Raw genomic sequence first — 12031 nt, 5'->3', positions numbered from 1 at the left:
CAGGCGCGCTCAGGGCTCGATCGCGGCGAGCTTGTCGTCGAGCCCCGCCAGGAGTTCCTCCGCCCTCAGATCGCATTCGGCGGCGAGCAGCGCGATCCCGGCGACGGCCGACGCGCTGAACACCCGTTCGTCAGCCTTCTCGCGGAGGTGGCGCGCCAGGAGCACCAGATCGCGGTGGTCGCCGAGCGCATCCTGCACTGCTTCCGCCGCTGCGGCGATACGCACCGCCTCCCGGCCGAGGTCGTCGACGACGGCCTCGGCCGCGTAGCGCAGGCGCCGTGCCGCCTTCCGCGTCTCGTGCCGCTGCTCCAGCGTCTGGCCGGAGCGCTTCCTCACGCGCCGCGCGGCTTTCGCGAGCCCCTTCCTGACCACGCGCCGCGGGTGCTTCCGTCCCGGCTTCGCCAGCGGGGGATCGGCGGCGAACGCCTGCAGGTCGGCGAGGAGGGTCCGGTGCGCCCGACCGTGCAGGTGCTGCAGCAGCCCCTCCAGCGCCCGATCGTGCTCGGCGCGGGCCTCCGCTGCCAGCGCCTCCACCGCGTCCACCAGCTCGGGCGTCGACTCGGCGCCCAGCAGTCCGTCGAGGTCGCGCGCCCGCACCTCGGCGTCGCGCACCCGGCCGAGCCGCTCTCCGAGCCGCTTCAGGCGCGCACGCATCGCCCGCTGCTGCTCCCGGTCGAACGCCGAACGGTACACGCTCAGGATGCTGCGCAGCCGCCGCAGGCGCGTCCGCGCCTGATGTACCGCATCCTCTCCGCCGGTCTCGATCGCCACCAGCTGCTCGGCCAGTTCCGCCGAGACCCCCACGAGCGCGTACATGAGCACACCGTACAACCGCGGCTAGTCTGAGTGTCATGGCTGACCGCACCCCCTGGTCTCTGTCGGGCGCCCTCCGTGGGCTGTTCGCCAAGAAGACCATCGACGACGACACCTGGGACGACCTCGAGACGGCGCTCATCACGGCCGACTTCGGTCCGGATGTGACCGAGGCGGTCATCGACGACCTGCGCGCGAAGGTGGAGCGGTATCACACGACCGATCCGGCCGACCTGCAGCGGATGCTGCGCGAGACGATGGAGGAGCGGCTCTCGAAGCTCGACACCACGCTGAAGCTGAGCGACCGCCCGGCGATCGTGCTGGTCGTCGGTGTCAACGGCGTCGGCAAGACGACCACCATCGGCAAGTTCGCGAAGTTCCTCCGCACGTACGACCGCTCGGTGGTCGTCGGCGCGGCCGACACCTTCCGAGCCGCCGCCGTCGAGCAGCTGGCGACCTGGGCCGAGCGCGCGGGTGCCGAGATCGTCCGGCCGCAGCAGCAGGGGCAGGACCCGGCCTCCGTGGCCTTCCAGACCGTCGAGAAGGCCAAGCGCGACGGAACCGAGATCGTCATCATCGACACCGCCGGGCGCCTGCAGACCAAGGGCGGCCTCATGGACGAGCTCTCCAAGATCAAGCGCGTCGTCGAGAAGCAGGCTCCGATCGCCGAAGTCCTCCTGGTGCTCGACGCGACGACCGGGCAGAACGGGCTGGCGCAGGCGGAGGCCTTCCTGGAGCACGCAGGCGTGACCGGGCTGGTGCTCACGAAGCTTGACGGCTCCGCGAAGGGCGGCTTCGTGCTCGCCGTGCAGGAGCGCACCGGCATCCCGATCAAGCTCGTGGGGCAGGGCGAGGGGATCAACGACCTGACCGGCTTCACGCCGCACGTCTTCGCACAGCAGCTGGTCGGATAGGGAGGCGCGTCATGGCGATCGAGCACGATTTCTTCGGCCTCATCGACGAGACGGCCAGTGGTGGGCTCGCCTGGGACGACACAGTCGAGCTGGGCGACCAGACCGTCGAGGTGGAGCTCCTGGCCGACGACGAGAGCGCGGTGCCGGAGTTCGCCCTCGACTCTGCTGCTGCGCTCATCCAGGCGCTGGAGGGCTTCGACGCGCGGGCCCGGGATGCGCTGGTCGCCGAGCTGAGCTCGCGGCAGTCCGCCACCTCCAGCTACATCGACGAGCACGTCGACAAGCTGGGGGACAGCCTGGTCGATCTGCTGGTCTACAACTCGGGCGACATCGCCATCGACGTGCTGCGCTCCCTGCAGCTGATGAGCGTGGTCATCCAGGCGGACCACTCGGATGAGGACGAGGTGTTCGCGACGTTCGACTACTCCATCTCCCCGGACGAGTCGGATGCGCTGCTCACCGTCGCCTTCGACGTGCGGGGCGACGTGGTCTCGGTCGAGACGTCGGGCGACTGACTGACGCTCACGGCGCTTAGCCAACGTCGCCCGATAAGATATACGGATCATGGCTACTTTCGGCACGCTGTCCGACCGTCTTGCGGACACCTTCAAGAACCTTCGCACCAAGGGCAAGCTGTCGCCGGCGGACGTCGACGGCACCGTGCGCGAGATCCGTCGCGCCCTGCTCGACGCCGACGTGGCGCTCCCGGTGGTCAAGGACTTCACCGCGAAGGTGCGCGAGCGCGCGCTGAGCGACGAGGTCAACAAGGCTCTCAACCCGGCCCAGCAGGTCGTGCAGATCGTCAACGAGGAGCTCGTCGCCATCCTGGGCGGCCAGCAGCGCCGGCTGCAGTTCGCGAAGCGGCCTCCGACGGTCATCATGCTCGCGGGCCTCCAGGGAGCCGGTAAGACGACTCTCGCGGGCAAGCTGGGCAAGTGGCTGGTGAAGGACGGGCACACCCCGCTCCTGGTCGCCGCCGACCTCCAGCGCCCGAACGCCGTCACCCAACTCCAGATCGTCGGCGAGCAGGCCGGCGTCCCGGTGTTCGCGCCGGAGCCCGGCAATGGCGTCGGCAACCCAGTGCGCGTCGCGAAGGACGCGCTGAAGTTCGCCGAGACCAAGCAGTACGACACGGTCGTCATCGACACCGCCGGCCGTCTCGGCGTCGACGCGGAGCTGATGAAGCAGGCCGCCGACATCCGGAAGGCGACGAACCCCGACGAGGTGCTGTTCGTCATCGACGCCATGATCGGTCAGGATGCCGTCGCGACCGCCAAGGCCTTCCAGGACGGTGTCGACTTCACCGGCGTCGTGCTCTCCAAGCTCGACGGTGACGCCCGAGGCGGGGCCGCACTCTCGGTCGCGTCGGTCACCGGCCGACCGATCATCTTCGCCTCCACCGGCGAGAACCTCGACGACTTCGAGCCGTTCCACCCGGACCGCATGGCGTCGCGCATCCTCGACCTCGGCGACATCCTCACCCTCATCGAGCAGGCCCAGCAGGCCTTCGACGAGGAGGAGGCGCGCAAGGTCGCCGAGAAGTTCGCGACCGACAGCTTCACCCTCGACGACTTCCTCAAGCAGATGCAGCAGCTGCGCAACATGGGGTCGATCAAGAAGATGATGGGGATGCTGCCCGGCGCCGGCCAGATGAAGCAGCAGCTCGACCAGTTCGACGAGCGCGAGATCGTGCGGACCGAGGCCATCATCCAGTCGATGACGAAGGCCGAGCGCACCAACCCGAAGCTGCTCAACGGCTCTCGTCGCCTGCGCATCGCGAAGGGTTCCGGCACCACCGTCACCGAGGTCAACCAGCTGGTCAGCCGGTTCGAGCAGGCGGCGAAGATGATGAAGACCGTCGCCAAGGGCGGCGTGCCCAACGTCCCCGGTATGGGCCCCATCCCCGGCGCCTCGTACGCCGGGCGCAAGCAGCAGAAGAACAAGAAGAAGGGCTCCCGTTCGGGCAACCCGGCCAAGCGCGCGGCGGAGAACGCCGCGCTGGCCTCCGGCGTCAAGGCGGCCGGCACGCCGAGCGGCAGCGGGTTCGGGCTGGGCGGTGGCGCCGCGGCGCCGCAGGCAGCACCGGCCGGCGGGCCGTCCGAGGAGGAGCTGGCCGCTCTGCAGAAGTTCCTGGGTCGCTGACCCGGGGCTCGCTGCGCGCTACAGCGCCAGGTTGAGCGGCTGCAGCTTCGACTCGATGGTCTGCGCCACGACCTTCTGACCGGCCGCGTTCGGGTGGATGCCGTCCGCCTGGAGCAGCTCCGGGTGCCCGACGAGCGGGAAGCCGATGTCGAGCCAGGTGCCGTCGACGCCGCGCACCGCGTCCCCGACGATGTCGTCGACGCGGGTCATAGTCGCGGGCGGCTGGTCGGAGCCCCAGATACCGGTGATGCCGACGATCGTCGCGTCCGGGAAGCGCTCGCGCAGCTCCCGCAGCATTCGGTCGGCGTTCGCGGTGACAGCGGCCGGGTCCTGCTCGCGGTCGTTGCGGGTGGCGGCGAGGAGGATCACCTGCGGGTGGAGGCGGAGCGCCGCATCCACTTGCTGACGGTAGGTCGTGCCGTTCCAGCCCGGCTTGACGAAGCCGGACCCGGACACCGCGAGGTCCGTCAGCTGCCAGCCGTGCGCCTCGGAGACGAGCGCGGGCCAGGCCTGATCGGCCGTCACGCCCTTGCCGAAGGCGATCGAATCGCCGATCGCAACGGCGTCGACGATGCCCGACGCCTCCCGTCCGGCGCTGCCGGCGGCGGGGGCGGCGACGGCGGTCGCCTGCGCGGCGACAGGGTGGGCGGTCGGGGCGGACGCGCAGCCGGCGAGGGCGAGCAGCGCCACCGTCAGGGCCGCGGGCGCGAGCAGAGGGAGCCGAGTGCTGAGCGGGCGCGAGCGGCGTCGGGTGAGGGTGCGCACGGGTGCGAGGCTAGACGGTCCAAGCTGCGAGAACGCTGTGTCTCACTTCTCGGCGTGTCGACTCGGTGGTAGCCCGCCTTGGTCACCCCAGGACACGACGGCGCGAGATCGCCGTCGCGATGGTCGACGCCAGCAGCCGCTGACCCTCCACCGTCGGGTGGACATGGTCCGAGAGCACGAGGTCGGGACGATCGGCGAACGGCTGGCCCACTTCGATCCACGACCCGCCGACCCCGAGGACGGCGGCCTTCACGGTGGACGAGATGAGCGCCACCTGGGCCGGCGCAGCGTCCGATCCCCAGATCGCGCCGACGCCGATGATGCGCGCCTCGGGAAGGGCGCTGCGCAGGCGCTCCAGCGCCGCGGTGGCGGCTGTGCGAAGCGAGGCGGTCGAAGCGAACAGGTCGTTGCGCGTCGCTGCGACGATCACCACGTCCGGTCGCAGCCGGATCGTCGCACTGACCTGATCGTCGAAGGTGTGCGTGTTGAGGCCCTTGACCGTGAAGCCGGCGGCGCTCTCGCCGAAATCGGTGAGCGTCCATCCCAGTCGATCGGCTACCAGGAGCGGCCATGCGTCCTCGGCGGGCACGCCGTTGCCGATCGCGATCGAGTCGCCGATGGCCACAGCCGTCACCGGCGCGGGAGTGGACGTGGGTGAGGTGGTCGGCGTCTCCGTTCGCGAGGCGGACTGAGCCGATGCCACGCAGCCGAGCAGCGACGCGGCGACCAGGGAGGCGGCGAGGAGGGCGAGGAGAGAACGTCGGGCCGTCACGCGTTACAGGATAAGCAGGCGGGCTTGGAAGGCTCTCACAGGCTCAGCTTCGCGGCGACGACCGCTGCGATCGCCTGCTGGCCGGGGAGGGTGGGATGCTCATCATCGTCCTGCACGAGCCCGGCTTTGCCGCGGTAGGGCTGCCCGAGGTCGAGCCACGTGCCGCCGGCGTCGAGAACCGCCTGTCGCAGCGCCGTGTCGCCCGCGGCGAGCTCCTCGTCGCTCGCCTGACCGCTGAGCGCGTTGAATCCGGCGATGCGGGCGTCCGGCAAGGCCGCGGCGAGACGGTCGACGGTCGAGCGCATGGCCGTGCTCAGCTGGTCGGGGTCGGTACCGAGGTCGTTGTCGGATGCGCCGATGAGGACGAGATCCGGCTGGGCGGCGATCGCCGCATCCACCTGGGCGGAGAAGTCATGACCGTCGGATCCCTCGGCGACGAAGCCGGCGCCGGGCACGCTGAGGTTGTCCAGCCGCCAGCCGTGGTCGGAGGCGATGAGGGCCGGCCAGGCCTCGGAGGGGTCGAGCCCGAGACCCGACTCGATCGAGTCCCCGATCACCGCGACGTGCTCTGCGCTTGTGGCGGACGATGTCGCCGGCTGCTTGCCCAGAGCGGCGTTGGAGGCCGCATTCGCCGAGGCGCATCCCGAGAGGGCGGTCAGCGCCAGGAGGGCGGCCGTCATGGCGGTGGCCGCTGCCGCGAGGGGGCGTCGGGCGAGCATGACCACACCGTACGCCCGGAGGCTATGGATGGTCTTTGCCGGATCCGTGGATCGGCTCGGGGTCTCTTCGCCGAACGATCAGCGGGCGAGGCCGTTGCGCAGCTCGTGCGTCAGCGAGCTGACGACGGCCTGCAGGCTCCCGCCGTTCTGCTCCGCGACGGCGAGCTGCCGTTGGTAGCTGGCGCCGGTGTCCAGGATGGTGAGGACCGTCGCCAGCTCGTCGACGCATCCCAGCCGCTCGGCTTCCGGCTGCAGGTCGTCCACCAGCTCGCGCAGGGAATCCGAGACGAGCCGCTCGCTGCCGTCCGGCGCCTGGATGATCTCGGCGTCGAGGCCGTAGCGGGCGGCACGCCACTTGTTCTCGCGGACGAACCAGGGCTGCAGGGTCACCGGCTCGACGCCCGCGTCGAGCTGTCCCGACATCCGATCCGTCAGGCAGTGGATCAGCGCGGAGACGGCGCCGACCTCGTCGGGCGTCGACAGCCCGTCGCAGGCGCGCATCTCGACCGTTCCCCACTTCGGCGACGGGCGGATGTCCCAGCGCACCTCGGAGTGATCCTCCACGACGCCCGTCGTGACCAGGTCCTCGACATAGGCCTCGTAGTTGGCCCAGGTGCCGAACTGCCAGGGCAGCCCGGCGGTGGGCAGCTGCTGGAACATGAGCGCGCGGTTCGAGGCGTACCCCGTGCGAGCTCCCGCCCAGAACGGGCTGGACGCGCTGAGCGCCTGCAGGTGCGGGTAGTACGTGAGCAGACCGTTGACGATCGGCAGGGCCTTGTCGACCGAGTCGATGCCGACGTGCACGTGCACGCCCCAGATCATCATCTGCCGCCCCCACCACTGGGTGCGGTCGAGCAGCCGGTCGTACCGCTCGTTCGGCGTCACCTTCTGGTCGAACCACTGGGCGAAGGGATGCGTCCCCGCGCACATCAGCTCGACGCCGAGCGGGTCGGTGACACCCCGGACCAGGCCGATGAGCTCCTGCAGGTCGGTGATCGCCGCCGGCACCGTGCGGTGCACCCGGCTGACCAGCTCCACCGTGTTCATCAGCAGCTCATGGGTGATCTGGGGATGCTCCTGGCCGTCGGGCGTGCCCAGTTCACGCAGCACGTCGTCGGCGATCTGGACCAGGTCGCCCGTCGAGCCGTCGACGAGGGCGATCTCCCACTCGATGCCGACAGTGGAGCGCTCGGACTCCGAGAAATCGATCTGCATGCGGTCGTTCCATCCGTCCGATTGTTCAAAGCAGCGCAGTATCTGACAGAATAGCTAGTTGAGTTCGACGTACCCGACCCTCTATCCGGTGCGGCGGACGAACATAGACCTCCTGCCGCGTGTGCCCCCACGCCCACGGCAGTCAGTTCGATACAACTCATCCACTCACACAGGAGAATCGTGGCTGTCAAAATCCGTCTGAAGCGCCTGGGCAAGATCCGCGCTCCGTACTACCGCATCGTCGTCGCCGACTCGCGCACCAAGCGCGATGGTCGCGTGATCGAGGAGATCGGTCTGTACCACCCGACCGAGGAGCCCTCGCGCATCGAGGTCGACTCCGAGCGTGCGCAGTACTGGCTCGGCGTCGGTGCCCAGCCGACCGAGCAGGTCACCGCGCTGCTCAAGCTCACCGGCGACTGGGGTCGCTTCAAGGGCGACAAGAACGCCGTGAGCACCGTCAAGGTCGCCGAGGGCAAGGCCGAGTTCGTCGCCGACGAGAAGAAGAAGCCGGTCCTCAAGCCCAAGGCCGAGAAGCCCGCCGAGGTGGCCGCCGAGGCCGAGGCCGTCGTCGAGGCCGAGGTCGAGCGCGAGGAGGCCGCCGAGGCCAACGTCGTCGCCGAGGCCGAGGCCATCGCCGACGACGCGTCCGACGAGAAGGCCTGACGTCTTGCTCGCACCCGCGCTCACGCACCTGGTCAAGGGGATCGTCGATCACCCTGACGACGTCCACGTCGTGGCCAAGAGCTCTCCGCGTGGCGAGGTCCTCGAGGTTCGTGTGAACCCCGAGGACCTCGGCCGGGTGATCGGCCGCTCCGGCCGCACGGCGAAGGCTCTCCGCACGCTCGTTGCCGCGCTGGCCGACGGCCGGCGCGTCCGTGTCGACGTCGTCGACGACTGAGGTGGCGGACCACAAACTGCCTCGCAAGGAGGTCGCCCCCCGGCCCGGTCAGACCGAGCTGCGCGTCGGGCGCCTCACGAAGGCGCACGGCCTCAAGGGCGCCATCAAGCTGGAGCTCTACACGGACGAACCGGAGAAGCGGTTCGTCCCGGGTGCGGTGTTCACCCTGCAGGTGCCCACCGCATCCAAGTGGCACGGCAAGACGCTCGAACTCCGTGAGCTGCGCTGGTACAACGGCCACCCGGTCGGGTTCTTCGCCGGCGTCGACGACCGCTCGGAGGCCGAGACCCTGATCAAGGCGATCCTCTGGGTCAGCCAGGACGCCGCGCAGCTGCCCGACGAGGAGGACGCCTGGTACGACCACCAGCTGGTCGGGCTCGACGCGGTGCGCGACGGCGTGACGGTCGGACGCGTGGCTCGTGTCGACCACCTTCCCGCGCAGGACCTGCTCGCCATCGCCACGGCCGGCGGCGAAGTGCTCGTGCCGTTCGTGAAGGCCATCGTGCCGGAGGTCGACATCGCCGCAGGCACCGTGACGCTCACGCCGCCCGCGGGGCTCTTCGAGGAGCTGCCGGACGACGAGCCGGAGACGGAGTCGAAGGGCGACGTCGAGCCGGAGGCGGATTCCGAAGGCGAACCCGCCGGGCCTACGTCCGACGACTGATCCACGACCTCGAGGAGGGCGAACCGAACGGGTCGCCCTCTTCCTTTTGCCGCCGGGTCGTGGACAGAATGCGGCATGACCGCGTACGTGATCGACGCTCCCGCAGCCGTCCGGCTGGCCGAGTCCGGGTGGAGCGGACCGGAGGCACTGCTGGCACCGACGCTGCTGCGGTCGCAGACCTTGTCGCTCCTGCACGCGGACGTGCGCTCAGGACGGCGTGAACCGGCGGACGCCCGGACACTGCTCGCGGCCGTCGACCGGCTCCCCGTGCGGTTGCTCGGCGACCGTGTGCTGCGGCGAAACGCCTGGCTCATGGCGGACGAGCTGGGCTGGGCGCAGACCGAGGCCGCGGAGTACGTCGCGCTGACCCGGCTTCACGGCGATGCGCTGGTGAGCGGCGAACCGCAGATCTATGCGGGCGCTGACGCGCTCGTCCGGATCGTGCCGGTCACCGACGTGATCGGCTGAGCGTCAGGAGACGATAGCGAGACCGCGCCCGCGCAGCGAGCGGGCGTCGGCACCTAGAGCGGCCACCAGGCGGTCATGGGTGCCGACGACGTGCTCGTGGATGCGAGCGGCGGCCTCGTCCGCCCGTCGAGCGGCGACCAGGGCGAGGATCTCCCGGTGCTCGCTCGTGGCGTCCTCGTCGCGGGCGACCAGCCACCGCGCGCGGGCGAGGCGGGTCATGGCGTCGGCGACCGCGTCCGCGAAGAACGGGTTGCCGGAGAGCGCGGCGAGTCGGACGTGGAACTCGGTCCCGGTCCGCACGGCGCTGTCGGGGGAGTGGTCCTCCGCCCACCCGTCCAGGTGCTCGTGCAGAGCGGCGATCGCGGCGTCCGTGGCGCGAGCGCAGCTGAGCCGTACGGCGGCTGACTCCACCGCATCCCGGAACTCGCTCAGGCGGGCGATCTCGCCGAGGTCGATCGGTGAGACCTGCCAGCCACGCCCATCGCGGCCCACGAGCCCCTCCGATTCCAGCCGCATGAGCGCGGACCGCAGGGGAGTGCGGGACGCGCCGAGGTCCCCCTCGAGACCGCGCTCGGTGAGGCGCGAACCTGGGACGCGGTCGAGGTCGAGAATCTCGGCACGGAGGCGGTCGTAGACGCGGGAGGCCTCGGCGACGGGTAGCGGCTCGGACAACGGGGCTCCTTTGGTATACCGGCGTGGTATACCGCTAGGGTATACCCATGTTCGCCCGAACCGTGCGTCGTCCCCGCCCATGGCTCATGCTGGCCTTCGGCGTTCTCGCCCAGGCGAGCTCGACCGTCTTCGTGTCGACGCCGGCGTTCCTCATCCCTCTGCTGCACACCGAGCGCGGGCTGAGCCTGGCGCAGGCGGGGCTGCTCGCGTCTGCTCCCACTCTGGGCCTCGTGCTCACGTTGATCGCCTGGGGGGCGCTGAGCGACCGGATCGGTGAGCGCTGGGTGATCGCGTCGGGACTCGCCCTCACCGCCCTGGCGGCCGTTGCCGCCATGTTCGTCGACTCATACGTCGCGCTCGGCGCGCTGTTCCTGGTCGGAGGGATGGCGTCCGCCAGCCCCAACGCGGCGAGCGGGCGCGTTGTCATCGGCTGGTTCCCGAAAGAGCGGCGCGGGCTGGCGATGGGCATCCGCCAGATGTGCCAGCCGCTCGGCGTGGCGATCGCCGCGGTCAGCGTTCCGCTGCTCGCGGCGTCCGGGGGCATCGCCGCAGCGCTGATCGTGCCGGCCGTCCTCTGCGGTGTGTCCGCGGTGCTCTGCGCGGTCGGGATCGTCGATCCGCCGCGGCCGCCGCGGAAGGCCGCCGCGGGGGAGGATGCGCATCCCCAGGCCGTGTGGCGGCCGTACCGGGAGACGTCGCTGCTGTGGCGCATCCACGCGGTCTCCATGCTGCTCGTCGTGCCGCAGTTCACGGTCTCCACCTTCGGGCTCGTGTGGCTCGTGTCGCAGCTGCACTTCTCGTCGCTCGCCGCGGGCATCGTCATCGGGCTCAGCCAGTTCGCCGGTGCCATCGGCCGTATCGGCGTCGGGGTGCTCAGTGACCGGGTCGGCAGCCACCTGCGGCCGCTGCGGTGGGTCAGCGTGTGCGCCGTCGCGGTCATGCTGCTGATGGCGGCGGCGTCCGCCCTCGGCTCCGTCGCGGCCGCCGTCATCCTCATCGTCGCGGCGATCGTCACTGTCGCCGACAACGGCCTGGCCTACACGTCGGTCGCCGAGATCGCGGGGCCCTTCTGGTCGGGCCGTGCGCTCGGGGCTCAGAACACCGGTCAGTTCCTCGCCGCATCGGTCGTCGGACCGGCCGTCGGGGCGCTGATCGGCTGGGTCGGGTACCCGATCGCGTTCGCGGTCGTCGCCCTGTGTCCTGCGGTGGCGACCCCGCTCGTCCCGCGAGACCGCGAGCTGGCGGTCGTCCCGGCTTGACGGCGGCGCCCTTCTAGACTTTCCCCATGCGCATCGACATCGTCACGATCTTCCCGACCTTCTTCGATGTGCTCGACATCTCCCTGCTCGGCAAGGCGCGGCAGTCCGGCCTCATCGAGCTCGGCGTCCACGACCTGCGCGACCACACGCACGACCGCCACCGGACGGTCGATGACACCCCGTACGGCGGGGGAGCCGGCATGGTCATGAAGCCGGAGCCGTGGGGCGAGGCGCTCGACGGCATCCTGGATGGCGCCTCTGACCCCGTCGTCATCTTCCCGTCGCCCGCCGGGGAGGTCTTCACCCAGTCGATCGCGCGCGAGCTGGCGCAGGAGCAGCACCTGGTGTTCGGCTGCGGGCGCTACGAGGGGATCGACCAGCGCGTCTTCGACGACACCGCGGCTCGCGCGCGGGTGCGGCTGATGAGCATCGGCGACTACGTGCTCAACGGCGGCGAGGTCGCGACGATGGCGATGATCGAGGCGGTCGGCCGGCTCATCCCCGGCGTCGTGGGCAACCCCGAGAGCCTCGTCGAGGAGTCGCACGAAGACGGACTGCTCGAGTACCCCAGCTACACGAAGCCCGCCGTCTGGCGCGGCCGGGAGGTTCCTCCCGTGCTGCTCTCCGGCAATCACGGGGCCGTCGACGCGTGGCGTCGCGAGCAGCAGCTCGAGCGCACGCGCGCCGTCCGCCCCGACCTCCTCGCGTGAGCCTCCTGCCGCACCCTCCC

At 70.5% G+C, this 12031-nt stretch carries 15 protein-coding genes; 9 read left to right on the top strand and 6 right to left on the bottom strand.

Annotation, left to right across the window (positions count from 1 at the left end; genetic code table 11):
• Positions 1-9: 9 nt before the first annotated feature.
• Positions 10-816 carry a CHAD domain-containing protein gene (locus ACF1AJ_RS05610; protein WP_391506464.1) on the bottom strand — a complete coding sequence of 269 codons (807 nt, stop codon included), beginning with the start codon at positions 814-816 and terminating at the stop codon, positions 10-12.
• 35 nt (positions 817-851) lie between these two features.
• Between ACF1AJ_RS05610 and ftsY the strand changes: the two genes are divergently transcribed.
• Genes ftsY through ffh form a run of 3 tightly spaced genes read left to right on the top strand, consistent with a single transcriptional unit; the run spans position 852 to position 3869 of the window.
• Positions 852-1727: a signal recognition particle-docking protein FtsY gene (gene ftsY, locus ACF1AJ_RS05605; RefSeq protein WP_018190678.1), complete on the top strand. Its 876-nt coding sequence runs from the start codon at positions 852-854 to the stop codon at positions 1725-1727.
• A gap of 11 nt (positions 1728-1738) precedes the next feature.
• A complete protein-coding gene (locus ACF1AJ_RS05600; protein WP_391506463.1) occupies positions 1739-2242 on the top strand; it encodes a DUF2004 domain-containing protein in 504 nt (167 codons plus the stop codon).
• 49 nt (positions 2243-2291) lie between these two features.
• The gene (ffh, locus tag ACF1AJ_RS05595; protein ID WP_391506462.1) at positions 2292-3869 is read left to right on the top strand and encodes a signal recognition particle protein; all 1578 of its coding nucleotides are present in this window, start codon (positions 2292-2294) and stop codon (positions 3867-3869) included.
• An 18-nt stretch (positions 3870-3887) separates the two neighbouring features.
• On the opposite strand, the gene ACF1AJ_RS05590 is transcribed toward ffh, so the two are convergent.
• The 4 genes from ACF1AJ_RS05590 to ACF1AJ_RS05575 all read right to left on the bottom strand — a co-directional run bounded on the left by ACF1AJ_RS05590 (position 3888) and on the right by ACF1AJ_RS05575 (position 7340).
• Positions 3888-4634, bottom strand: coding sequence for an SGNH/GDSL hydrolase family protein (locus tag ACF1AJ_RS05590; RefSeq protein WP_391506461.1), 747 nt, complete (start codon positions 4632-4634; stop codon positions 3888-3890).
• Between the two features lie 82 nt (positions 4635-4716).
• Positions 4717-5406 carry an SGNH/GDSL hydrolase family protein gene (locus tag ACF1AJ_RS05585; RefSeq protein ID WP_391506460.1) on the bottom strand — a complete coding sequence of 230 codons (690 nt, stop codon included), beginning with the start codon at positions 5404-5406 and terminating at the stop codon, positions 4717-4719.
• 35 nt (positions 5407-5441) lie between these two features.
• The gene (locus tag ACF1AJ_RS05580) at positions 5442-6125 is read right to left on the bottom strand and encodes an SGNH/GDSL hydrolase family protein (protein WP_391506459.1); all 684 of its coding nucleotides are present in this window, start codon (positions 6123-6125) and stop codon (positions 5442-5444) included.
• A 78-nt stretch (positions 6126-6203) separates the two neighbouring features.
• A complete protein-coding gene (locus ACF1AJ_RS05575; RefSeq protein ID WP_391506458.1) occupies positions 6204-7340 on the bottom strand; it encodes a glutamate--cysteine ligase in 1137 nt (378 codons plus the stop codon).
• A 180-nt stretch (positions 7341-7520) separates the two neighbouring features.
• Here ACF1AJ_RS05575 and rpsP point away from each other — a divergent pair, with 180 nt between their 5' ends.
• The 4 genes from rpsP to ACF1AJ_RS05555 all read left to right on the top strand — a co-directional run bounded on the left by rpsP (position 7521) and on the right by ACF1AJ_RS05555 (position 9370).
• Complete coding sequence (gene rpsP / locus ACF1AJ_RS05570; protein ID WP_309858829.1) at positions 7521-8003, top strand: 30S ribosomal protein S16; 483 nt, start codon at positions 7521-7523, stop codon at positions 8001-8003.
• 4 nt (positions 8004-8007) lie between these two features.
• Positions 8008-8238: an RNA-binding protein gene (locus ACF1AJ_RS05565; RefSeq protein ID WP_018190686.1), complete on the top strand. Its 231-nt coding sequence runs from the start codon at positions 8008-8010 to the stop codon at positions 8236-8238.
• A 1-nt stretch (position 8239) separates the two neighbouring features.
• Positions 8240-8902, top strand: coding sequence for a ribosome maturation factor RimM (rimM, locus tag ACF1AJ_RS05560; protein ID WP_391506457.1), 663 nt, complete (start codon positions 8240-8242; stop codon positions 8900-8902).
• A 75-nt stretch (positions 8903-8977) separates the two neighbouring features.
• Complete coding sequence (locus ACF1AJ_RS05555; RefSeq protein ID WP_391506456.1) at positions 8978-9370, top strand: hypothetical protein; 393 nt, start codon at positions 8978-8980, stop codon at positions 9368-9370.
• Positions 9371-9373: 3 nt separating this feature from the next.
• On the opposite strand, the gene ACF1AJ_RS05550 is transcribed toward ACF1AJ_RS05555, so the two are convergent.
• Positions 9374-10042 carry a GntR family transcriptional regulator gene (locus ACF1AJ_RS05550; protein WP_391506455.1) on the bottom strand — a complete coding sequence of 223 codons (669 nt, stop codon included), beginning with the start codon at positions 10040-10042 and terminating at the stop codon, positions 9374-9376.
• Between the two features lie 47 nt (positions 10043-10089).
• Here ACF1AJ_RS05550 and ACF1AJ_RS05545 point away from each other — a divergent pair, with 47 nt between their 5' ends.
• Both ACF1AJ_RS05545 and trmD read left to right on the top strand, forming a co-directional pair.
• The gene (locus ACF1AJ_RS05545; RefSeq protein WP_391506454.1) at positions 10090-11301 is read left to right on the top strand and encodes an MFS transporter; all 1212 of its coding nucleotides are present in this window, start codon (positions 10090-10092) and stop codon (positions 11299-11301) included.
• Between the two features lie 26 nt (positions 11302-11327).
• Positions 11328-12011, top strand: coding sequence for a tRNA (guanosine(37)-N1)-methyltransferase TrmD (gene trmD / locus ACF1AJ_RS05540; protein WP_391506453.1), 684 nt, complete (start codon positions 11328-11330; stop codon positions 12009-12011).
• Positions 12012-12031: the final 20 nt, after the last annotated feature.

The sequence above is a fragment of the Leifsonia sp. NPDC014704 genome, assembly GCF_043083605.1.
Classification (GTDB): domain Bacteria; phylum Actinomycetota; class Actinomycetes; order Actinomycetales; family Microbacteriaceae; genus Leifsonia.
Note: the sequence above shows the minus strand (reverse complement) of the source record. Positions and strands in the feature narration are given on the sequence as shown.